19 protein-coding genes and 2 tRNA genes are annotated in these 20370 nt (G+C 62.6%); 10 read left to right on the top strand and 11 right to left on the bottom strand.

The window, feature by feature from the left end:
- Positions 1 to 56: 56 nt before the first annotated feature.
- Both ppx and NKI41_RS21045 read right to left on the bottom strand, forming a co-directional pair.
- Positions 57 to 1589 carry an exopolyphosphatase gene (ppx, locus tag NKI41_RS21040; RefSeq protein WP_352684949.1) on the bottom strand — a complete coding sequence of 511 codons (1533 nt, stop codon included), beginning with the start codon at positions 1587 to 1589 and terminating at the stop codon, positions 57 to 59.
- Complete coding sequence (locus tag NKI41_RS21045; protein WP_352684951.1) at positions 1589 to 3790, bottom strand: RNA degradosome polyphosphate kinase; 2202 nt, start codon at positions 3788 to 3790, stop codon at positions 1589 to 1591. The genes ppx and NKI41_RS21045 overlap by 1 nt, the downstream gene beginning before the upstream one ends.
- A gap of 149 nt (positions 3791 to 3939) precedes the next feature.
- On the opposite strand from NKI41_RS21045, the gene NKI41_RS21050 reads away from it, so the two are divergent.
- Both NKI41_RS21050 and NKI41_RS21055 read left to right on the top strand, forming a co-directional pair.
- Complete coding sequence (locus tag NKI41_RS21050; protein WP_254820632.1) at positions 3940 to 4185, top strand: zinc-finger domain-containing protein; 246 nt, start codon at positions 3940 to 3942, stop codon at positions 4183 to 4185.
- Between the two features lie 19 nt (positions 4186 to 4204).
- Positions 4205 to 5422 carry an FAD-dependent monooxygenase gene (locus NKI41_RS21055; RefSeq protein WP_352684953.1) on the top strand — a complete coding sequence of 406 codons (1218 nt, stop codon included), beginning with the start codon at positions 4205 to 4207 and terminating at the stop codon, positions 5420 to 5422.
- A gap of 27 nt (positions 5423 to 5449) precedes the next feature.
- Here NKI41_RS21055 and NKI41_RS21060 read toward each other — a convergent pair whose 3' ends face one another.
- Entirely contained in the window at positions 5450 to 6121 is a 672-nt protein-coding gene (locus NKI41_RS21060; protein ID WP_352541626.1) for a TIGR02117 family protein, read from the bottom strand.
- Positions 6122 to 6225: 104 nt separating this feature from the next.
- Here NKI41_RS21060 and NKI41_RS21065 point away from each other — a divergent pair, with 104 nt between their 5' ends.
- From NKI41_RS21065 to NKI41_RS21075, 3 genes are read left to right on the top strand one after another with little or no spacing between them, the layout of a single operon-like run.
- Entirely contained in the window at positions 6226 to 6489 is a 264-nt protein-coding gene (locus NKI41_RS21065) for a metal-sensing transcriptional repressor (protein ID WP_352684955.1), read from the top strand.
- The gene (locus NKI41_RS21070) at positions 6486 to 7508 is read left to right on the top strand and encodes a cation diffusion facilitator family transporter (RefSeq protein ID WP_352928274.1); all 1023 of its coding nucleotides are present in this window, start codon (positions 6486 to 6488) and stop codon (positions 7506 to 7508) included. The genes NKI41_RS21065 and NKI41_RS21070 overlap by 4 nt, the downstream gene beginning before the upstream one ends.
- 30 nt (positions 7509 to 7538) lie before the next feature.
- The gene (locus NKI41_RS21075) at positions 7539 to 8252 is read left to right on the top strand and encodes a HoxN/HupN/NixA family nickel/cobalt transporter (protein WP_352684957.1); all 714 of its coding nucleotides are present in this window, start codon (positions 7539 to 7541) and stop codon (positions 8250 to 8252) included.
- A gap of 74 nt (positions 8253 to 8326) precedes the next feature.
- Here NKI41_RS21075 and NKI41_RS21080 read toward each other — a convergent pair whose 3' ends face one another.
- The 5 genes from NKI41_RS21080 to NKI41_RS21100 all read right to left on the bottom strand — a co-directional run bounded on the left by NKI41_RS21080 (position 8327) and on the right by NKI41_RS21100 (position 14759).
- Positions 8327 to 10243 carry a multicopper oxidase domain-containing protein gene (locus NKI41_RS21080; protein WP_352684959.1) on the bottom strand — a complete coding sequence of 639 codons (1917 nt, stop codon included), beginning with the start codon at positions 10241 to 10243 and terminating at the stop codon, positions 8327 to 8329.
- Between the two features lie 255 nt (positions 10244 to 10498).
- The gene (locus NKI41_RS21085; RefSeq protein WP_031212005.1) at positions 10499 to 11248 is read right to left on the bottom strand and encodes an amino acid ABC transporter ATP-binding protein; all 750 of its coding nucleotides are present in this window, start codon (positions 11246 to 11248) and stop codon (positions 10499 to 10501) included.
- 69 nt (positions 11249 to 11317) lie between these two features.
- A complete protein-coding gene (locus NKI41_RS21090) occupies positions 11318 to 12475 on the bottom strand; it encodes an amino acid ABC transporter permease (RefSeq protein ID WP_352541629.1) in 1158 nt (385 codons plus the stop codon).
- Between the two features lie 4 nt (positions 12476 to 12479).
- Positions 12480 to 13667: an amino acid ABC transporter permease gene (locus tag NKI41_RS21095; RefSeq protein WP_352472636.1), complete on the bottom strand. Its 1188-nt coding sequence runs from the start codon at positions 13665 to 13667 to the stop codon at positions 12480 to 12482.
- Positions 13668 to 13730: 63 nt separating this feature from the next.
- Complete coding sequence (locus NKI41_RS21100) at positions 13731 to 14759, bottom strand: amino acid ABC transporter substrate-binding protein (RefSeq protein WP_254820740.1); 1029 nt, start codon at positions 14757 to 14759, stop codon at positions 13731 to 13733.
- A gap of 427 nt (positions 14760 to 15186) precedes the next feature.
- On the opposite strand from NKI41_RS21100, the gene NKI41_RS21105 reads away from it, so the two are divergent.
- The 4 genes from NKI41_RS21105 to NKI41_RS21120 all read left to right on the top strand — a co-directional run bounded on the left by NKI41_RS21105 (position 15187) and on the right by NKI41_RS21120 (position 18235).
- Positions 15187 to 16356 (top strand): cystathionine beta-lyase, encoded by a 1170-nt coding sequence (locus tag NKI41_RS21105; protein WP_352684961.1) that lies wholly within the window; start codon positions 15187 to 15189, stop codon positions 16354 to 16356.
- A gap of 253 nt (positions 16357 to 16609) precedes the next feature.
- Positions 16610 to 17281, top strand: coding sequence for an RNA polymerase sigma factor (locus tag NKI41_RS21110; protein WP_352684963.1), 672 nt, complete (start codon positions 16610 to 16612; stop codon positions 17279 to 17281).
- Between the two features lie 103 nt (positions 17282 to 17384).
- A complete protein-coding gene (locus NKI41_RS21115) occupies positions 17385 to 17909 on the top strand; it encodes a DUF4142 domain-containing protein (RefSeq protein WP_352615724.1) in 525 nt (174 codons plus the stop codon).
- Between the two features lie 11 nt (positions 17910 to 17920).
- Positions 17921 to 18235: a cupredoxin domain-containing protein gene (locus tag NKI41_RS21120; RefSeq protein WP_352684965.1), complete on the top strand. Its 315-nt coding sequence runs from the start codon at positions 17921 to 17923 to the stop codon at positions 18233 to 18235.
- A 105-nt stretch (positions 18236 to 18340) separates the two neighbouring features.
- Here NKI41_RS21120 and NKI41_RS21125 read toward each other — a convergent pair whose 3' ends face one another.
- From NKI41_RS21125 to NKI41_RS21135, 3 genes are all read right to left on the bottom strand, one after another.
- Positions 18341 to 19561, bottom strand: a complete 1221-nt coding sequence (locus NKI41_RS21125; protein WP_352615719.1) for an anion transporter — start codon at positions 19559 to 19561, stop codon at positions 18341 to 18343.
- A 59-nt stretch (positions 19562 to 19620) separates the two neighbouring features.
- Positions 19621 to 19697, bottom strand: a tRNA-Arg gene (locus tag NKI41_RS21130).
- A gap of 50 nt (positions 19698 to 19747) precedes the next feature.
- Positions 19748 to 20053, bottom strand: a complete 306-nt coding sequence (locus NKI41_RS21135; protein ID WP_352472630.1) for an ETC complex I subunit — start codon at positions 20051 to 20053, stop codon at positions 19748 to 19750.
- Positions 20054 to 20213: 160 nt separating this feature from the next.
- Here NKI41_RS21135 and NKI41_RS21140 point away from each other — a divergent pair.
- Positions 20214 to 20290, top strand: a tRNA-Pro gene (locus tag NKI41_RS21140).
- Positions 20291 to 20370 lie beyond the last annotated feature (80 nt).

Raw genomic sequence — 20370 nt, forward strand, 5'->3', positions numbered from 1 at the left:
TCCCAAGCGTGGAGCTCGCAGCGAATTGCCACATGCAATTGGCGTCGTGCCTGAAACTACTTCACTGAAATACTGGGCCCGCCCTCGACCGCCAGCACCAGCCGACGGTTGGTGACCCTTGCCAGTTGTGCCAGCCGGCCGGCGGGGCGCTCGCCGTAGAGATCGGCCAGTGCTGCCGGCAGCACCAGCGCCAGCACGCCATTGCCGCGGTTTTCCCATTTCAGCCGCGGCATGACGCCGGGCATTGCCGCGGTCAGGAGATAGACGACGCGCAGCAGCGCCGCCAAGACGCGGGCGCGCTCGAGATAGCGCGGCGTCGCCAGTCCGCGGATTTCCGGCGCGGCTTCATTGAACACGCCCTCGTGGCGAAACAGGCTGACAAGCGCCAGGAAGGCGCGGCCGGGATGGTCGACGCCGATGAACGAGGCGTGGGCGATGATGTTGAGCGATTGCTTGCCGCGATATTCGGGATGGGCACGCCAGCCGATATCGGCGAGCAGGCAGGCGGCGTGGCGGTAGCGCGCCTCGTCTCTGGTTTCGTCGATGCCGAAGGCAGAGAAGGCCTTGCCGGTCCACTCGACAAGCTCATGCGCGTGGTCGACCGAGCGCGAGCGCAGGCGGGCAAGCTCTTCCGCCGCCGAGATCAGCGGATCGGCCTTCTGCTCGGCCTCGTCGAGCAGCGAGTAGAGAAAGCCCTCGCGCACGCCCAGCGCCGAGACGATGATCTTCGACGGCTGCATCGCCGCCATGATCTCCTGCAGCACGATGGCGCCATAGGGCAGCAGCGAGCGGCGGTTCTTGGAGATGCCCTCGATGCCTTTGATCTTGTCGATCTCGGCTTTGGCGACCTGCCGGAGGAAGTTCGCGGCGCTTTCGATGCCGATCTCGTAATGGTGCATGACGCCGAGCGGGTAGTTGGTCATTTCCATGTGCAGCCGGGCGAGGTTTCGCCAGGTGCCGCCGACCGTGTAGAACGCCCTGCCCTGCCCGCCCTTCAGCAATTTCGCCCGCGCCAGTTGCTCGCGCGTGATCCTTGCCGCCTGGGTCAGCGAGTTCTTCGCCATGTCCTGCAGGCGCAAGCCGCCCAACGGCAGCGTGATGCCGTCACCGATCGTCTCACCGTCAATATCGATCAGCTCGAGGCTGCCGCCGCCAAGGTCGCCGGCAATGCCGTTGGCCGGATGGAAACCGGAAATGACGCCGAGCGCCGAATAATGGGCTTCCTCGCGGCCGCTCAGCACCTGGATCTCGGTCTTGAGCACATCCTCGGCGCGGTGGATGAAGTCGGGGCCGTTGACGGCCTCGCGAGCGGCGGCGGTCGCCAGCACATATATGCGCTCGGCGCCGGCCTGGTCGGAGAGCGCGCGGAAGCGGCGGAACTCTTCCATCGAGCGCGTCACCGCCTCGGGATCGAGCTTTCCGGTCGAAACGATGCCGCGGCCGAGGCCGGCCAGCATCTTTTCGTTGAACAGCAAGGTCGGCGAGCGCGCCAGTCCTTCATAGATGACAAGACGGATCGAGTTCGATCCGATATCGATGATGGACAGCGGTCGGCGGTCCTGAAGCCGGCCCTGGGACGCTGAAATCATCAGCCCGTCGCTGCGTTCTGTTTCTTGCGGCGCTTGAACTGCGCGATGCGCTTGGGCGCATGCGACTTCAACGCATCGCCCCGTCCGGACAGGCTCGGATTGGTCATGAAATATTCCTGCGCGTTGAACGGTTCCTCGCCCTCTTCCAGCACAACGCGCCGGGAGGTTCCGTCAGCCAATACGTCGAAACTTTGCTGGTTGTCCATGATGTTGCCGAGCATGATCTGGCCGAGCACCTGTTCGTGCACAGTTGGATTGGTGATCGGCACCATGGTCTCGACACGGCGGTCGAGATTGCGCGGCATCAGATCGGCCGAGGAGATGTAGACGATCGCCCCGTCCGAGGGCAGGCCGTGACCGTTGCCGAAGCAATAGATGCGGCTGTGCTCGAGGAAACGGCCGACGATCGACTTCACCCTAATGTTCTCCGATAGGCCGGGCACCTGCGGTCTCAGGCAGCAGATGCCGCGCACAACGAGATCGATCTCGACGCCGGCGCGGCTGGCATCGTAGAGCGCATCGATGACGATCGGGTCGACCAAGGCGTTCATCTTCATCCAGATGCGGGCCGGCCTGCCCTCCAGCGCGTGGCTGATCTCATCCGAAATGTGCTGGAGGATGCGGTCGCGCAGCGTAAACGGCGAGATGGCCAGCCGCATCTGCTCGGCCGGCTCGGCATAGCCGGTGATGAAGTTGAACAATTGGGCGACATCGCGCGCGATCGTCGGATCGGTGGTGAAGAAGGACAGGTCGGTGTAGATGCGTGCCGTGACCGGGTGGTAGTTGCCGGTGCCCAGATGCACGTAATTGCGCAGCCTGCCATCCTCGCGCCGCACCACCAGCGACATTTTCGCATGGGTCTTGAGCTCGAGGAAACCGAAGACGACCTGGACGCCGGCGCGCTCGAGGTCGCGCGCCCAGCGGATGTTGGCCTCCTCGTCGAAGCGCGCCTTGAGCTCGACCAGCGCCGTCACCGACTTGCCGGCCTCGGCGGCGTCGACCAGAGCGCGTACGATCGGGCTGTCGTTGGAGGTGCGGTAGAGCGTCTGCTTGATCGCCACCACTTCCGGGTCGGCCATTGCCTGGCGCAGGAACTGCACCACCACGTCGAAAGATTCGTAAGGATGGTGGACGATGATGTCCTTCTCGCGGATCGCCGCAAAACAATCGCCGCCATGCTCGCGGATGCGCTCGGGAAAGCGGGGATTGTAGGGGGTGAATTTCAGATCGTCGCGGGCGACGGCGACGATCTCCGAGATCTGGCTGAGCGCCAGCGGACCGGTGAGCACGCTGATGCGGCTTGCCGAGACGCCGAGCTCGCCGGCGACGAAATCGCGCAATTCGGCCGGCATCAGCCGGTCGAACTCGATCCGGATAACCGAGCCGCGGCGCCGCCGCTTCAGCGCCGTCTCGAACAGCCGCACCAGATCCTCTGATTCTTCCTCGACCTCGATATCGCTGTCGCGGATGATGCGGAACGTGCCGGAGCCCTTGACCTCATAGCCGGGGAACAGCTTGCCGATATAGAGACTGACCGCCTCTTCGAGTGGAATGAAGCGGACATGATGCTTGCGATCCGGCAAACGGATGAAGCGCCTCAGTGCCACCGGCAGGCGCAGAAGCGCGCTCATTTCCTCGCCGTTCTTGCGATGGCGCAATTGCAGCGCCATCGAGAAACCGAGATTGGGAATGAACGGAAACGGATGCGCCGGGTCGATCGACAGCGGCGTCAGGACCGGAAATACCTGCTCCTGGAAATGGTCCTCGAGCCAGGTCTTCTCGTCCTTGGTCAGCGCATCGCGGGTGATGCTTTCGATGCCTTGTTTGTCGAGCAGCAGCATCAGCGCCGAAAGGCTGTTCTGCTGGTCCTCCTGCAGGCGCTCGACCTCGCGCAGCAATTGTTCGAGCTGCTGCTCGGGAGTGCGCCCATCCGGGCTCTTCAGCACGATGCCTTCGCGCACCTGGCCGGCAAGACCGGCGACGCGGACCATGAAGAACTCGTCGAGGTTGGCGGCCGATATCGACAGGAAGCGAACGCGCTCGAGCAGCGGGTGATTGGCGTTCAGCGATTCCTCGAGCACGCGCCGGTTGAATTGCAGCCAGGAAAACTCGCGATTGACGAAGCGATCGGGATTGCCGCCTTCGGGGCTCGCCGCCTCGACGGTGATGAATTCGTTCTGCACCGGCTTCAGTTCGTTCATGGTTCCCGCTCTTCCCACACCGTTCGACGAGCACAGCCTTAACCGGCTTAACTTATCTTCTGACAGGCTTTTGCGACAGTTTCATTTCATCGATCTTGCAAAGAGACGGGTTATGATCCAGATGCAATCGACGAGATCAGGAGACGACGATGGCAGGCGGTTCCATTCCCCATTTCCAGAACGATGCGGGCTACCCGGCAATCGACATCGGCGTCAAGGAATTCATGTGCACCGGCGCCAATCCGCCTTTCGACCATCCGCATGTATTTCTCGACATGGGCGACGACAATGAAAAGGTCTGCCCCTATTGCTCGACGCTCTATCGCTATTCGCCGAAACTGAAGGCATTGGAAACGCAGCCGCCGGGCTGCCTCTATATCGACCAGGCCGCCTGATTCTTCCGCGACAAGCCTGATGCAGGAAACGCAGTCCCGGCAGGTGGTCATCGCCGGGGCGGGCGTCGCCGGGCTGACCGCGGCACTGGCCTTCGCCGAGCGCGGCTATCGGGTAAAACTGTTCGAACAGGCGCAGCACCTCGAGGCTGCCGGCGCCGGTATCCAGCTTTCGCCCAACGCGACGCGCATCCTACGGCAGCTCGGCGTACTCGATCGGCTGCTGGCGACGGCGGTGCGGCCGGAGGCAGTCGTGCTCAAGGATGCCGCCACGCTGCGCAAGCTGGCGCGCGTACCGCTTGGCCAGGCGGCCGACACGCGCTGGGGAGCGCCCTATCTCGTTGCCCACCGCGCGGATCTGCAGTCAGCGCTGATGCAGCGGATAGCCGAGCGGCCCAAGGTCGAGCTTGTCACCGGTGCCCGCGTCTGCGGCGTCGCAACCAGACCGAATGGCATCACCGCAACAGTCGAGATTGCCGGCACGACCATCGAAACCGAAGCATCGTTGCTGGTCGGCGCCGATGGGGTCTGGTCGTCGGTGCGAGAAAAACTGGCCCGCAAGGCGGCCGAATTCGGCAGAAGCCGATTCTCGGGCGAGCTTGCCTGGCGCGCCACGGTGGCCGCGGACACCCTCGCCGGACAAGCCTTCAGGGCGATCGGTGCGCCCGATTGCGTTACCGCATTCCTCTATCCCGGCTTTCATATGGTCGCCTATCCGGTCAGCCGTGGCACTGCCTTCAACCTCGCTGCCTTCACCAAGGGCGAGCGCATCGCCGAAGGCTGGTCGGGGTATGCCGACCCCGCCAGCCTCGCCAGCGCCATGCGCGGTACCGCGCCGGCGCTGGTTCGCCTGGCGACCGAGGCGGCGCCGTGGACGGCATGGCCGATCCACATTGTCGAGCAGCGGCGGTGGACGACGCCGCAAGGCATCGCGCTGATCGGCGATGCGGCGCACGCGATGACGCCGTTTGCCGCACAGGGCGCGGCGATGGCGATCGAGGACGCGGCGACGCTTGCCGGCTTCATTGCGGCCTCCACAGCCGATCTTGAGGGGGCGCTTGCCGCCTGGGAACAGGCGCGGCGGCCGCGCGTCGCCCAGGTCGCCCGCCGCGGCGCCGTCAATCGCCTCGCCTGGCATGCGGCCGGGCCGGTGGCGATGGCCCGCAACCTGTTCCTGGCGATGCGCTCGCCCGAAAAACTCGCCGCCGATCTCGACTGGCTCTACGGCTGGCGGGCGTAGGACGTTCGGCGGTCCTAAGTCGCCCGGTCAATTGTAAAGCCGCATCGACAGGCCGAGCGATGCCGGCAGCGGGTTCCACCAGCCGGTGCGCAGCCCGGCGATGCGCAGTGCCGCCGCCGCCCAGGTGTTGCAGCCGACCAGCGCGTTGAAACGGCCATTGCCTTCGAAGAAACGATCGAAACGGGAATACGCCGCATTCTCGATCGGCATGGCCCCGCTCGGTCCCTGCCGGAAGCTTCCCGCAATGTAATCGAGCAGCGCCGTAAACCGCTCCTCGCCGATGTCGAAGCCGGCGACGTCGGGATGCGGCTCGGCGATTTCGCCTGAAATGTCGACATGCATCACCGAGGCATCGACGGTCAGCGCCTTCATCACCGGCACTGCCTTCAGTTCCGACCAGGTCGGCGTCTCGAGATAGAAGGCGCGGCCGCCCCAGCCGAAGACGATGTAGCGGACCTCCGCCACGTCTGCTGGAATGCCGGCATCGACCAGGAAATGGAAGCGCCGGCGCACATCGTCGTCGACCGGGATGGCGATGTCGGTGTGGATCGGATTTTTCAGCACCAGGATGCGGTGGCTTGAGCCGATCGGATCGGCAACTGCCGCCGGCCAGAGCGGGCGCGGCAGCAGCGTGCCCAGCGCCACTGCAAGGACTGCTGCAACGACCAGCAGGCCAAGAAAACGAGCAAGCTTCTTCATGGGAAAGGCATAGAACAAGCAATGCTCAAGGTGAAGCCCCTCCGCAAGGTGCACAGCTGACTTAGAGCTTGACGCGTATCCTCCCCGGGAGGATACGCTGAGGCATGTCAGATCACCTCCACGCCTCGCATCCTTCCATCATAAAGCGCCTGAAGCGCGCGCAGGGCCACCTTGCGGCGGTGCTGGCGATGATCGAGGCGCATCGCCCTTGCGTTGACCTGGCGCAGCAGCTTCATGCCGTCGAAAGGGCCATCGGCAGCGCCAAGCGCGAGCTGATCAACGATCACATCGAGCATTGCCTGACGGACAGCGTGGAAACCGGCGGCAACTCGCTGGCGGAACTCAAGCAGCTGGCGAAGTATCTATGAATGCCATCGTAGCCCGCATTCTGGACTGGCTCGGGTTCGGCTCGCACGCCGCACATCATCACGGCGATCACGGTCCGCACGGTCACAGCCATGGCGTCATCGACGCGACAATTGCCACCACCGACCGGGGCATCTGGGCAATCAAATGGTCGTTCGTGATCCTGGCCATCACCGCGGCATTGCAGATGGTCGTGGTTGCGTTGTCGGGGAGCGTGGCATTGCTGGCCGACACGATCCATAACATCGGCGACGCGACCACGGCGATCCCGCTCTGGATTGCGTTCGTTCTGGCGCGGCGCAAGCCGTCGCGGATCTTCACGTATGGCTTGGGCCGGGTCGAGGATCTGGCCGGCATCATCATCGTGCTCATCATCCTGTTCAGCGCTGTAGTCGCTGCCTACCAAGCCATCGACAGGCTGATCAATCCACAAGCGGTGACACACCTGGGCTGGCTGACTGCGGCGGGCATTGTCGGCTTCCTCGGCAACGAGGCGGTTGCCGTGTTCCGTATCCGCGTCGGCCGCGAAATCAACAGCGCGGCACTGATTGCCGACGGCTACCACGCCCGCACAGATGGACTTACCAGCCTTGCCGTGGTCATCGGAGCCATCGGCGTCTGGTTTGGCTTTTCCTTGGCCGATCCGATCGTCGGCCTGCTGATCACGATTGCGATCTTCGGTATCGTCTGGCAATCGGCCCGCTCGGTGCTGACCCGCATGCTGGATGGAATCGAACCCGGTGTGATAGACGAAATCCGACATGCCGCCGAGCATGTTCCGGGCGCGCGCATTGTCGATGCCAAGGCGCGCTGGATCGGTCATAGATTGCACGCCGACATCGCAATTGCCGCGGACGAAACCCTGCCGCTGTCGGCGGCCAACAAGATCGCCGCAGCGCTGAAGGACGAACTATCCCAGCATATGCCCGCCCTGGCTGAGGCGAATGTGCGGTTTTCAACGGAACGTGGAGAGAACGGCCATCCTCACGAGCACACGCATGACCACGGCCACATGCACTGACGCTCGCCGATTTTCTGCTAGTCTCGCCCGATGTTCCAGACGCTCGTCGAATTTCAGCGCACGATCTATCTGACGCTCGGCGAACAGATCAAGCTGCTTGCGGCCGGAGGCAATTGGCTGGCGTTCATGGCCTTCCTGCCGATGGGCGTCCTGTTCGGGGCTGCCCATGCGCTGACGCCGGGGCACAGCAAGGCCGTCCTGGCGACTTATCTTGCCGGTTCGGATGCGAAGGTCTCGCGTGGTCTGCTCGTATCTATCACGCTATCGTTCACGCATGTGACGATTGCCGTTCTGATTGCGGCTCTCTCGCTGCCACTGGTCTCAATAGCATTGGGCAGCGTCGGCCGCGCTCCGCTTCTGGAGCACATCAGTCGCGGGCTGCTCGGCCTCATTGGCGTCTGGATGCTCTGGCGCGCTTTGAGCCACAGCCATCACCACAGGCACGAGGGCGAGGCTGTCGGCGTCATGGCAGGCCTGATCCCATGTCCGCTGACGCTTTTCGCGATGACTTTCGCGATGTCCAGGGGTGTTCCGGCAGCGGGCGTCCTGTTTGCCATCACCATGATGGTCGGCGTGGCGCTGACGCTGTCCTGCATCGCCGTGTTGTCGATCGTGTTTCGGGAACGGCTTGTACAGTTTTTCGCGCGCCAGCCACGGCTGTTCGAAACCATCTCCCGGGCCATCGAGGGCGCCGCCGGTCTCGCCCTTGCCGGCGTCGCTGTCTGGCAGATCACCTCAGCTTGAGAGAAAATTTGGCCCCAGCCACTGCATGGCGTCCGGGCCGGTGCAGCGGATGGAACGCGCCAAGGCGACGCCGGTCATGTCACATCGATCACGACCATCAGCCCGCCGCCGCCCTTCTCCTCGACATTGTTGTTCGTGGTGTGATGCGGGATGTGGCAATGGATCAGCCATTTGCCCGGACGCTGCGCCTTCCAGATCACGTCGTAGCGCTGACCCGGCCCGACGTTGATCGTATCGGCAAGGAAACGACCCGAAGCGGGGACCGTCTCGCCGTCGCGGGCAACGACCTCGAACGGTCCGCCATGGATATGCATCGGATGGATGAAGCCGTTGTTGGTGCCGATGAACCGCACCTTGAGCGTCTCGCCGACCTTCATCGGGATCGTCTCGGTCGAGGGATAGGCCTTTCCGTTGATGGTGAAGAAATTCGGCATGCCGCCGTCCATCGGCATCGACGGGTAGGTCAGCCCTTCCCGCACCAGCCATTCCTGAAGCTGCATGACGTAATCATGGTCGGCCGCGACCTCGTCGGCGGGATTGGCGGGATCGATGATCAGCGCACCGTAGAGGCCGAGCGCCTGGGTCCGGTCCGGCTTGGCATGGGGGTGGTAGAAATAGGTTCCGTGCTGGGTTGCGGTGAATTCGTATGAATAGGATTGCCCGGGCTCGATCGGCGGCTGCGTGATCTCGGCCGGCCCATCCATCTGGTTCGGCAGGATCAAGCCATGCCAATGCACCGTCGTTTCCTCAGGCAGGCCGTTGGTGACGTTGATCCTGACCCGATCGCCCTGACGAATGTGAATTCGCGGACCGGGAATCTGGCCGTTATAGGCATAGGCGTCGACCGCAACGGCCGGCAGGATCTGCCAGCGGACCACCGAAGGCCTGAGCTCGAACACCTTGATGCCGTTCTCCATCCGAAACGGCAGTTCCTGGTCGCCCTTTGCCGTCAGGCCATAAGAGGCGGCCACGAGGCGTGGATCGGTAGCGGCCATGTCACGCATCGTATCGGCCGGCGTGTCGCGATCCATGATCATGCCTTGCGGCATGATCACCCCGCCGACGTCGCGTGCCGACAGCGTCAGGTTCAGCCAGTTCGCCGGCGCGACCATGCCGATGGCGAGCGACAGCAGGGAGACGGCACCCAGGGCAGCGACCTGCGGCGTCGTGGCATCCGTCTCCATGTGATGGCCGCCGCCTTTGCCTTTGTGGGAAACCATGTCGTGGTGCTGCCCGCGATGGCCGCTGGCGTCGGCCTGCTGCATTTGTATCTGCGCATGTTGCCTCGTGGCAGGCTGCTCCCGGACATCGATGCCGGCTGCCTGCGCACGCTGCGTCATCAGCCCATGCTTCAGCCCCCGGGCGACCAGCCAGACATTGGCCGGATAGGCAAGCGCAAAACCGGCGATGACGCCGATCGACATCACGCCCCAGAACAGCAGCTCCGTCGGTTCCATCGCGCGCATGTCGCGGCCCATCATCAGGAAGCTCATGACCGGCGCCATGCCGGCCATCATGAAGTTCATGGAGATGAACTCGGGCAGGAAGCTCTTGCGGACGTTCTCCCAATAGGTGCCGCCCATCATCGATTTCATGAACAGCGACTGGAAGATGAACAGGCCGAAGGCAAAGCCGGCGAGATATTCGACGATCAGGTCGATCCACATCGGCAGGCCGAGCGCCGCCGTGACGGCGGCGGCAAGAATGATGCCGGTGGCATCGCCGGCGACGCAGTGGATGGTGGAGCCGACGCCCTGCTTCCAGAGCGGCCGGGTGAAGAGTTCATGCTCGCCCGGCCGGGGCTCCTTGTCGGCGAGCACGTAGAGCAGCAAGCCGAGCGGACCCATATAGAGGGTGACCAGGATGAAGCCCCATTTCATCACCACCGGCTCGGGATTGTTGCGATATTGGTCGAAGCCGACGTAAAGCGTCGAAGCCAGCGCCAGCGCGAACCAGACGACGAGGAAATAATCGATCGGTTGGATGAGCATCAGGATGAACCCGTGACCTGCCGCCGCACGCGCCCACGCGGCTCGTTATACAACTCCCAATGGCAATGAACGCAGTCGGCGCGCTTATGATCCGTGCCGGCCTTAGTTACCAGGTTGCAACGTGACCACTCGAACGGCCTGACGCACGCTTGCTATCTTCTCGCGCAGCGCACGGTCAGCGCTCGTCGAATACGCGCGAAGCCAGCAAGACAGAGAGGTTTGATCCGCCGGTCTTGTCCCGAACCGGAGTAAGGATTAGTGCAGGATCTGCGACAGGAACAGCTTCGTGCGCTCATGGCGCGGGTGGTCGAAGAACTCGGCCGGCGTGTTCTGCTCGACGATCTGACCCTGATCCATGAAGATCACCCGATTGGCGACTTTGCGCGCAAAGCCCATTTCGTGGGTGACGCAGAGCATGGTCATGCCTTCCTCGGCCAGCCCGACCATCGTCTCCAGCACTTCCTTGATCATTTCCGGATCGAGAGCCGAGGTCGGCTCATCGAACAGCATGATGCGCGGGTTCATGCACAGCGAGCGGGCGATCGCCACGCGCTGTTGCTGCCCGCCGGAAAGCTGGCCGGGATATTTGTTGGCCTGTTCCGGGATCTTGACGCGCTTGAGGAAATGCATGGCGATTTCCTCGGCCTGTTTCCGCGGCATCTTGCGCACCCAGATCGGCGCCAGCGTGCAATTTTCCAGAATGGTCAGATGCGGGAACAGGTTGAAGTGCTGGAACACCATGCCGACCTCGCGACGCACCTCGTCGATCTTCTTCAGATCGTTGGTCAGTTCCTTGCCGTCGACTATGATCTTGCCCTTCTGGTGTTCCTCCAGCCGGTTGATGCAGCGGATCATCGTCGATTTGCCGGAGCCCGACGGGCCGCAGATGACGATCCGCTCGCCGCGCATCACCTTTAGATTGATGTCCTTCAGCACATGGAATTCGCCGTACCATTTGTGCATGGCGATGATGTCGATGGCGACATCGGTGGTGGAAATGTGCATCTTGGCGGCATTGACCTTGATCTCTTCCGCGCTGACGGCGTTTTCTATGGCCATGACAAGGTCCCCTTTTTAGCGTTTGTGGCCGGTGTCGAGACGGCGTTCCGTGTACATTGAATAGCGCGACATGCCGAAGCAGAACAGCCAGAAGATGAACGCCGCGAACACCAGGCCGGATCTGGCCGTCTGTGGCGTCGCCCAATTGGCGTCGGAGAAGTTCTGCTTGACGATGCCGAGGAGGTCGAACATCGAGATGACGATGACCAGGCTGGTGTCCTTGAACATGCCGATGAAGGTGTTGACGATGCCGGGAATGACCAGCTTCAGCGCCTGCGGCATGACGACCAGGCCCATCTTCTGCCAGTAGCTGAGACCGAGCGAATCGGCGCCCTCATACTGGCCTTTGGGGATCGCCTGCAGGCCGCCGCGCACCACTTCGGCCATGTAGGCGGCGGCAAACAGCGACACGCCGATCAGCGCGCGCAGGAACTTGTCGAAGCTGACGCCGGCCGGCAGGAACAGCGGCAGCATCACGCTGGCAAAGAACAGCACCGTAATCAGCGGGATGCCGCGTACCGTCTCGATGAAGATCACGCACAGCAGCTTGACGATCGGCATGTTCGAGCGCCGGCCGAGCGCCAGCACGATGCCGATCGGCAGCGACACGGCAATGCCGACGAACGACAGGCTGAGCGTCACCAGCAGTCCACCCCAACGCGACGTCTCGACATGCGGCAGGCCGAACATGCCGCCGACCAGCAGAACGAAGGCGACGACCGGCAGTACAAAAAAGAGAAGAATGGCATTCAGCCCCTTGCGCGGCACGCGCGGAATGAGCAACGGCACCAGCAGTGCCACGAACAGGATGGCCACCACGATCGGCCGCCAACGCTCCTCGATAGGATAGGTGCCGAACATGAACTGGCCGAACTTGGCGTTGACGAATGCCCAGCAAGCACCGGTCCAGCCATCCGGCTGGATGCCGCCTTGCGCCACGGTGGCGCAGACCGAGCGGTCCGGTCCGGTCCACTGGGCGTTGATGAAGGCCCAATTGATGATTTGGGGCAGGATCACAGCGACCAGTGCGATGCCAACGATGGTGAGAATGGTGTCGCCCGTGGTGGCAATCAGGTTCTTGCGGATCCAGGCGGTGAGGCCACGCTCGCTCGACGGCGCCGGTTGGGCCAGCGCCATCTCCGTCCGCACCCAGGACATGTCGTGTTCCTGCATGGCCTTACCTCTCCACCAGCGCCATCCTGGCATTGACGACGTTCATGATCGCCGACGTGATCAGGCTGAGCGCGAGATAGACAGCCATCATGATCACCACGCCTTCAACCGCCTGCCCGGTCTGGTTCAAGACAGTGCCGGCAGTCGCCGTCAGGTCCGGATAGCCGATGGCGATGGCGAGTGAAGAGTTCTTGGTCAAGTTCAGATACTGGCTGGTCAGCGGCGGAATAACGATGCGCATCGCCTGCGGCACGACGACAAGCCTGAGGATCGATCCCGAGCGCAGCCCGAGTGCCGCGGCCGCCTCGGTCTGGCCCGTGCTGACGCCCCTGATGCCGGCGCGCACGATCTCGGCGATGAAGGCGGCCGTATAGCAGGACAACGCCAGATAGAGTGACAGGAACTCTGGTCTGACCTGAAAGCCACCGACCAGGTTGAAAGTCGATTGTTTCGGGAATTCGAAGGTCAGAGGAAAGCCGCTCAGCGCGTAGGCCAGCAGCGGCAGGCCGACGATCAACGCTATGGATGTCCAGAGCACCGGGAACGGCTGGCCCGTCGCCATCTGCCGCTGCCGCGCCTTGCGGGCGACGAACCAGGCCATGGCAAGGGCGAGGAGCAGGGCGACCAGGATCAGCCAGGAGCCCTCGCCCCAGACAGCGCGCGGAAAATAGAAGCCGCGCTGGTTGAGAAAGGAGCCGAACGGCAAATTGATGCTCTCGCGCGGCGGCGGCAGCACGGCGAGCACGCCGGAATACCAGAAGAAGATGACCAGCAGCGGCGGGATGTTGCGGAAGACCTCGACATAGACCGTGCAGATCTTCCTGATCAGCCAGTTGCGCGAAAGCCGGCCGATGCCGACGATGAAACCGATAATGGTCGCGGTGATGATGCCGACGACGGCAACGATCACGGTGTTGATGAAGCCAACCAGGATGGCTCGGAAATAGGTCGAATCCGACGAATATGCGATCGCGCTTTCGCTGATGTCGAAGCCGGCGCGGCCCCTGAGGAAGCCAAAGCCGGAAGCGATGTGCAAGCGCGTCAGATTGACGATGACGTTGTGGGTAACCCACCAGACCCCCGCTACCAGCAGGACGAGGACCAGCGCTTGAAAGAATATTCCGCGGACACGAGGATCATTGATGAAGGAACCGCGGCTTGGCTCCTCGCGAAGAACTTCCTGCGATGCCATTCGACAGTCCCCTGGAAAGAGAGACCGGAAGGCAGACGATCTGCCTTCCGGATCCATTTTCGATCAGCGGATCGGCGGAGCGTACTGCAGGCCACCCTTGGTCCACAGCGCGTTGATGCCGCGCGCGATCTTCAGCGGGCTGCCCGAGCCGACATTACGCTCGAACATCTCGCCGTAATTGCCGACGGCCTTGACGATGTTGACGACCCAGTCGTTAGAGACGCCGAGATCGGTGCCGATCTTGGTGTCGGCTTCCTGGCCGAGCACGCGCTTGATCTCTGGACTGTCCGAGTTCTTCATCTCGTCGACATTGGCCTTGGTGATGCCGAGTTCCTCGGCGTCGAGCAACGCGAAATAGGTCCACTTGACGATGTGGTACCATTGGTCGTCGCCCTGGCGTACGGCCGGCCCAAGCGGTTCCTTGGAGATGATCTCGGGCAACACGACGTGGTCGGCCGGCGCACCGAGCGTCAGGCGGATGCCATAGAGGCCCGACTGGTCGGTGGTGTATACGTCGCAGCGACCGGCGTCATAGGCGGCGTTAACCTCTTCCAGCTTTTCGAAGACGACAGGATTGTACTCCATCTTGTTCGACTTGAAATAGTCGGCAAGGTTGAGCTCGGTCGTGGTGCCGCTCTGCACGCAGACCGCCGCGCCCGAAAGCTGCAGCGCCGAGTTCACGCCCGGTAGCTTCTTGGCGTTGATCATGAAGCCCTGGCCGTCGTAATAAGTCGTGCCGATGAAGTTCAGGCCGAGTGCGGTGTCGCGATTGATGGTCCAGGTGGTATTGCGCGACAGGATGTCGATCTCGCCCGACTGCAGAGCGGTAAACCGCTCCTTGGCGCTGAGCGGCGTAAACTTCACCTTGGTGCCATCGCCGAACACGGCGGCTGCCACAGCGCGACAGAAGTCCGCGTCGATGCCTTGCCACTCACCCTTGTCGTCCGGCGCCGAGAAGCCGGCCAGACCGGTCGAGACGCCGCATTGGATGAAGCCCTTCGCTTTGACATCGTCGAGCGTGGCCGCCGAAGCCGCCGAAGCCGCGAATCCAAACGCGGCGGCGCCCAAAACGCCGATTGCAATGTGTTTCATGACCCACAGACCCTTTTCTGTTTTTTCCAGGCGAACCTGACTTTTTCCCGTGTGAACGCAGCTATGTATCCCGGCCCATTACCGGAATCCCGCATCGTAACCGACGCGCTGCCTCCCATTCACGAACAACATCGAAGGCGATTATTCCTGTGAGGTCAAGGGAAATGACCAAATCCGAAAGACTTTGAAAACCAACTGCCTGAAATGCCTGAAATTGCAGACAAACGCGCTCGCAAATCGGCCAGCGCGCCAATAAAGCCGGCAAAGTCCGACCGTGAGTTGCCAAGCGCACTTGGCAGCCTTCCCGCAGGTCCACGGCTCGTTGCTGAATTGGCATATTCAAGACCTTGGCCTGGCGAGTGCGGTGCGGTTGCGCGGCCAATGCCGCCGCACTATGGCTAACGACCAACCCATGGGACGAAAAGCAATGGCAAAAGACGACAGCGAGATGGGCGTCAACACACGGCTCGCCCATTCCGGCAACAACCCGCATGACTATTTCGGCTTCGTCAATCCGCCGGTGGTGCATGCCTCGACCGTGCTCTATCCCAATGCGGCGACAATGGCGGCGCGCAGCCAGAAATACACCTACGGCACGCGCGGCACCCCGACCACCGATGCGCTGACCAGCGCCATCGATGCGCTGGAAGGCTCCGCCGGCACGGTCGCGGTGCCGTCCGGCCTGGCGGCCGTGGTGCTGCCGCTGCTCGCCTTCCTGTCGGCCGGCGATCATCTGCTGATCGTCGATTCCGTCTATCATCCGACCCGCAATTTCGCCGACACGATGCTGAAGCGGCTGGGCATCGAGGTCGAGTATTACGAACCGCGCATCGGCGCCGGCATCGCGGCGCTGATCAAGCCCAACACCAAGGTGGTGTTCACCGAATCGCCGGCCTCCAACACCTTCGAGGTGCAGGACATACCGGCCATCGCCAAGGCAGCGCATGCCGCCGGCGCCATCGTCATGATGGACAACACCTGGGCGACGCCGCTCTACTTTCGCCCGCTCGACCATGGCGTCGACATCTCGATCCACGCGGCGACGAAATACCCGGCCGGCCATTCCGACGTGCTGCTCGGCACCGTGTCGGCCAATGCGGACTGCTGGAAGCAGCTTTTCGAGACGTTCAACACGATGGGCTGCTGCGCCGGGCCTGACGACGTCTACCAGGTGCTGCGCGGCCTGCGCACGATGGGTGTGCGGCTGGAGCATCATCAAAAGAGCGCGCTTGCCCTCGCCGGCTGGCTCGAGGGTCAGCCGGGCGTAGCGCAGGTGCTGCATCCCGGGCTGCCCAGTCATCCCGACCACGCCATGTGGAAGCGCGATTTTTGCGGATCGAGCGGCATCTTCTCGATCGTTCTCGCGGGCGGCGGACAGAAGCAGCAGCACGCCTTCCTCGACGCGTTGAAGTTTTTCGGCCTCGGCTATTCCTGGGGCGGCTATGAGAGCCTTGCCGTGCCGGTATTCCTTGGCGACCGCACAATCGCCAAGGGCCCGTATGACGGGCCGCTGGTGCGCTTGCAGATCGGGCTCGAGGATGTCGAGGATTTGAAGGCCGACCTGGCGCGCGGGCTGGCGGCGGCCGCACAGGCCTGAGCCAAGCACCTTTCCAGGCTGAGTCAGGAAATCGGCGTAACAGCTTGGAAAAATTGCGATCCTGAGTGATGTCATGGCGACCGATCAGCCGATGACACGGCGTCTACAAAATAGAGACGCCGGTGTGGTGGAGGCGTTAGAATAGCCTCTGCCGGCGGTTGAAACGGATCGAGGCCGGCCGGCGGATCGGTCGGGAACCTTTTGTCGGCCGATTCATCCAATGTCCGATGAGAAGCCTATCAGGAGATCGGCCATGCCTGCTGCGTTGACGGCAACGCCCGCCGCTTCCGGCGACATGCAGCTTGTCGGTCGCGCGCTGGCACGTGATAGCGATGCATTCCGCACCATCATCAAGACGCACAACCAAAGGCTCTACCGCATCGCCCGAGGCGTCGTGCGTAACGACAGCGAGGCCGAGGACATCGTCCAGGAGGCCTATGTCAGTGCCTTTGCCCATCTCGAGTCCTTTCGCGGCGATGCCTCGCTCGCCACGTGGCTATCGCGTATCGTCATCAACGAAGCGCTCGGCCGTTTGCGCAAAAGGCGGCGAATGGTAGCGATGCCTGAAAACCCGCAAGCCGAAATCATCCGGTTTCCCCTCAACCCGAGCGACGATCCGGAGCGGACGATGGCGCAACGGCAGATCCTTGAGCTTGTCGAACGGGCAACCGACAGTCTTCCCGATGTCTACCGGATGGTGTTCGTGGCGCGCGTCATCGAGGGATTGAGCATCGAAGAAACCGCCGAACTGCTTGGCGTGCGACCAGAAACCATCAAGACCCGGCTGCACCGCGCCCGCGCGCTGGTGCGCAAGGCGCTGGACGACCAGATCGGCCCGGTGCTGCTCGACGCCTTTCCCTTCGCGGGCCGGCGCTGCGAACGGCTGACCAATGCCGTGATGCGGCGGCTCGGTCTTTCCGGATAGGCCGCGCCGATTTTCGCGGGAACGTTTTCCCGTGACCTGCATCCAATGAGCATCACTGAAACGAAGCGCGATGCAGTTCCGCGTCGGGGCGAAGGAGAGCATCATGTTCATTCGATCGACCACGGCACTGGCCGCATTTTTCCTGCTTAGCGCAGCGCCCTTGTCGCAAGCTGCCGACAAACCGACCGATCCGCAGATCGCACATATCGCCTACACAGCAGGCGTGCTTGACGTCGAGGCGGCCAAGCAGGCACTGAAGAAATCGAAGAACAAAGAGGTCGTGGATTTCGCCAAGGACATGGTGCGAGATCACGAGGCGGTCAACAAACAGGCTCTCGACCTGGTCAAGAAGCTCAAGGTCACGCCTGAGGACAATCCGACCAGCAAGGCGCTGACCAAGGCGGCGGCCGAGGAACGTGCCAAGCTTGCCAAGCTCAAGGGCGCGGCGTTCGACAAGGCCTATGTCGCCAGCGAGGTGGCTTACCACAAGCAGGTCAATGGCGCGCTCGAAACACTGCTGATCCCGTCAGCCAGCAATGCCGAGCTGAAGAGCCTGCTGGAAACCGGCCTGAAAATATTCCAGGGCCACGAACAGCACGCCGAACACGTCGCTGGCATGCTGAAGTGAGGATCGGGCCAATGGTGTCGAGGCGGCGTCTGTGGGTTGCGCTGGCGCTGACCATCGGCGCCGCACCGGCCAAGGCCGAAACCATCGAGGTGACGATCGACAAGCTTGTGTTTTCGCCGGCAAAGATCGAGGCGAAGGTCGGCGACACGATCAAGTGGGTGAACAAGGACGTGTTTGCCCACACGGCAACCGTCAACGGCGGCTGGGAAGTGATGATCCCGCCGAAGAACGCGGCGAGCCTGACGGTGAAGAAGGCGGAATCGGTCGATTATTTCTGCCGCTTCCATCCCAACATGAAAGGCCATCTGACGGTGACATCGCCCTGACTGGCTGATGCATGTCGCGCAAAGTGTGCAGCGGTTTTGCGATAACGACATGCATAAAAAGAGCCTGAAGCGCGCCGCATGAGGCCGGTCTAATGCGACGCGCTTTTAGGCTGCCAGCCATGCCGTCCCTACAAGCAGCGTGACCAGCGTCAACGGCAGGCCGACCTTGAAGAAGGCGATGAAGCCCAGCGGTTTGCCGGAGACCCGCGCGTGCTCGGCAACGATCAGATTGGCGACCGAGCCGAGCAGCGTGAAATTGCCGGCCAGCGTCGAGCTCATGGCGACGACCAGCCAGGCCCGCTCGGGGTTTTCCAGTCCGGGCACGAACGGCTTCAGCGCCAGCACGGCCGGGACATTGCTCATGATGTTGGACAGCACCGCGGTGAAGCCGGACAGCCGCCACACATCATTCAGCCCGAGGTCCTTTGCCGAGGCGACGATGTCGGGCGTCAGCAGCGTCTTCTCCGCCCCGGCGACGACGATGAACAGCCCGGCGAACATGAACAGCAGCGGCCCATCGATCTCGCGATAGATGCGCTCAGGTTTGATGGCGCGGGTCAAAAGAAGAATGGCGCCGCCGATCAGCGCTGCCTTGGCGACTGGAACGCCGGCGAAGAAGGCGATCGCCAAACCGATACAGACGACCACCGCCTTCACCACCTGCCCCGGCAGCATGCGGCCGCGATAGACTTCGGGGCTGAGCTCGGCTTTGCGCGAAAATTCGGCGCGGTAGACGATGCGGATGATGACGATGACGGCGACGAGGCCGAACGCCGCGACCGGCGCCAGCGCCGCCGAGAAGGCCGGATAGGAAATCCCCGACAGCGCGCCGATGACCATGTTCTGCGGATTGCCGGTGATGGTGGCGACGCTGCCGCAATTCGAGGCCGTGGCGGTGGCGATCAGATAGGGAACCGGGTTGCGGTTGATGACGCGGGTGACATGGACGACGATCGGCGCCATCACCAGGCAGATGGCGTCGTTGACCAGGAACGCCGACAGGACGCCGGTCAACAGCGTCACCATCACCAGCAGCATGAACGGCGCATGCGCATGCTCGATGGCGAACCCGCCGAGCGCGCGAAAGGCGCCCGACACTTTAAGATGCGCCACGACGATCATCATGCCGAGCAGAAGTGTGATGGTGTCGAAGCTGATGGCGCGGTAGGCGTCTTCCATGTCGAGCGCGCCGATGGCGATCATCGCCGCACCGCCGAGCAGCGCGATGCCTGCCCGGTCGAGGCGCAGTCCGGGTATCCTGCCGATTGCGACGCCGGCATAGGTCAGGACCAGGATCAGCAATGCCGCCGCGCCCATCGCTGTCATGTGTTGGAAATCCTGTGCGACTGGCGAGTGAACCTGTCCGGAATGGACCCTGAAAATATTGGCGATCCCGACAGGATTCGAACCTGTGACCATCGGCTTAGAAGGCCGGTGCTCTATCCAGCTGAGCTACGGGACCGCTGGCCGGCCGCATGACCGGCGGATTGTGCCGGCAGGGCCGGTATGGGATCAATGCGTCCAGGGCGTCCTGCGGTCATAGCGGAAATTCTCCGCATAGGAAATCTGGCGGCGCTTGATTTCCTTCGGCTCCTCGACGCGGAAAGCCAGCCCTTCCTTCTCGGCATAGGCGACCGCGTCTTCTCTTGTGTCGAAGGTCAGCCTGATCTGGCTTCGCATGTCGCCGGACGTGGTGTAGCCCATCAGCGGATCGATCTTCTTGCGCTGCTCCGGATCGAATTCCAGCACCCAATAGCCGGTCTTGGCCTTGCCGGACTGCATCGCGGTTTTGGCTGGGCTGAAAATGCGGGCTGACATGACCACCTCATTGCTGGTTGCAAGCACACGACCCCGAGACCACATTACTGTTCTCTGGCCATGCACTAGCCCGTCATTACTGCGCAATGCCGCCGGCAGCAAGGCCGATGGCTTTTTACGCTTGCTTTGGCGGACTGAAATCACTAGGCAACAGACCGTTCGGAGTGTAGCGCAGCCTGGTAGCGCATCTGGTTTGGGACCAGAGGGTCGGGAGTTCGAATCTCTCCACTCCGACCATTCATCAAGCAAATCTCGTCGACAGGGCAAGCGGATCACGCTCGAGTGTGTCTCCCGTCGCCGGTCATGTTTAAGCGACG

Origin of the sequence: Mesorhizobium sp. M0601 (genome assembly GCF_040320845.1) — a bacterium.
Lineage (GTDB): Bacteria > Pseudomonadota > Alphaproteobacteria > Rhizobiales > Rhizobiaceae > Mesorhizobium.

Excerpts from the sequence above, each read along its gene's own strand:
- ppx (WP_352684949.1), bottom strand. The coding sequence starts at position 1,589 with ATGATTTCAGCGTCCCAGGGCCGGCTTCAGGACCGCCGACCGCTGTCC.
- NKI41_RS21045 (WP_352684951.1), bottom strand. The coding sequence starts at position 3,790 with ATGAACGAACTGAAGCCGGTGCAGAACGAATTCATCACCGTCGAGGCG.
- NKI41_RS21050 (WP_254820632.1), top strand. The coding sequence starts at position 3,940 with ATGGCAGGCGGTTCCATTCCCCATTTCCAGAACGATGCGGGCTACCCG.
- NKI41_RS21055 (WP_352684953.1), top strand. The coding sequence starts at position 4,205 with ATGCAGGAAACGCAGTCCCGGCAGGTGGTCATCGCCGGGGCGGGCGTC.
- NKI41_RS21060 (WP_352541626.1), bottom strand. The coding sequence starts at position 6,121 with ATGAAGAAGCTTGCTCGTTTTCTTGGCCTGCTGGTCGTTGCAGCAGTC.
- NKI41_RS21065 (WP_352684955.1), top strand. The coding sequence starts at position 6,226 with ATGTCAGATCACCTCCACGCCTCGCATCCTTCCATCATAAAGCGCCTG.
- NKI41_RS21070 (WP_352928274.1), top strand. The coding sequence starts at position 6,486 with ATGAATGCCATCGTAGCCCGCATTCTGGACTGGCTCGGGTTCGGCTCG.
- NKI41_RS21075 (WP_352684957.1), top strand. The coding sequence starts at position 7,539 with ATGTTCCAGACGCTCGTCGAATTTCAGCGCACGATCTATCTGACGCTC.
- NKI41_RS21080 (WP_352684959.1), bottom strand. The coding sequence starts at position 10,243 with ATGCTCATCCAACCGATCGATTATTTCCTCGTCGTCTGGTTCGCGCTG.
- NKI41_RS21085 (WP_031212005.1), bottom strand. The coding sequence starts at position 11,248 with ATGCACATTTCCACCACCGATGTCGCCATCGACATCATCGCCATGCAC.
- NKI41_RS21090 (WP_352541629.1), bottom strand. The coding sequence starts at position 12,475 with ATGCAGGAACACGACATGTCCTGGGTGCGGACGGAGATGGCGCTGGCC.
- NKI41_RS21095 (WP_352472636.1), bottom strand. The coding sequence starts at position 13,667 with ATGGCATCGCAGGAAGTTCTTCGCGAGGAGCCAAGCCGCGGTTCCTTC.
- NKI41_RS21100 (WP_254820740.1), bottom strand. The coding sequence starts at position 14,759 with ATGAAACACATTGCAATCGGCGTTTTGGGCGCCGCCGCGTTTGGATTC.
- NKI41_RS21105 (WP_352684961.1), top strand. The coding sequence starts at position 15,187 with ATGGCAAAAGACGACAGCGAGATGGGCGTCAACACACGGCTCGCCCAT.
- NKI41_RS21110 (WP_352684963.1), top strand. The coding sequence starts at position 16,610 with ATGCCTGCTGCGTTGACGGCAACGCCCGCCGCTTCCGGCGACATGCAG.
- NKI41_RS21115 (WP_352615724.1), top strand. The coding sequence starts at position 17,385 with ATGTTCATTCGATCGACCACGGCACTGGCCGCATTTTTCCTGCTTAGC.
- NKI41_RS21120 (WP_352684965.1), top strand. The coding sequence starts at position 17,921 with ATGGTGTCGAGGCGGCGTCTGTGGGTTGCGCTGGCGCTGACCATCGGC.
- NKI41_RS21125 (WP_352615719.1), bottom strand. The coding sequence starts at position 19,561 with ATGACAGCGATGGGCGCGGCGGCATTGCTGATCCTGGTCCTGACCTAT.
- NKI41_RS21135 (WP_352472630.1), bottom strand. The coding sequence starts at position 20,053 with ATGTCAGCCCGCATTTTCAGCCCAGCCAAAACCGCGATGCAGTCCGGC.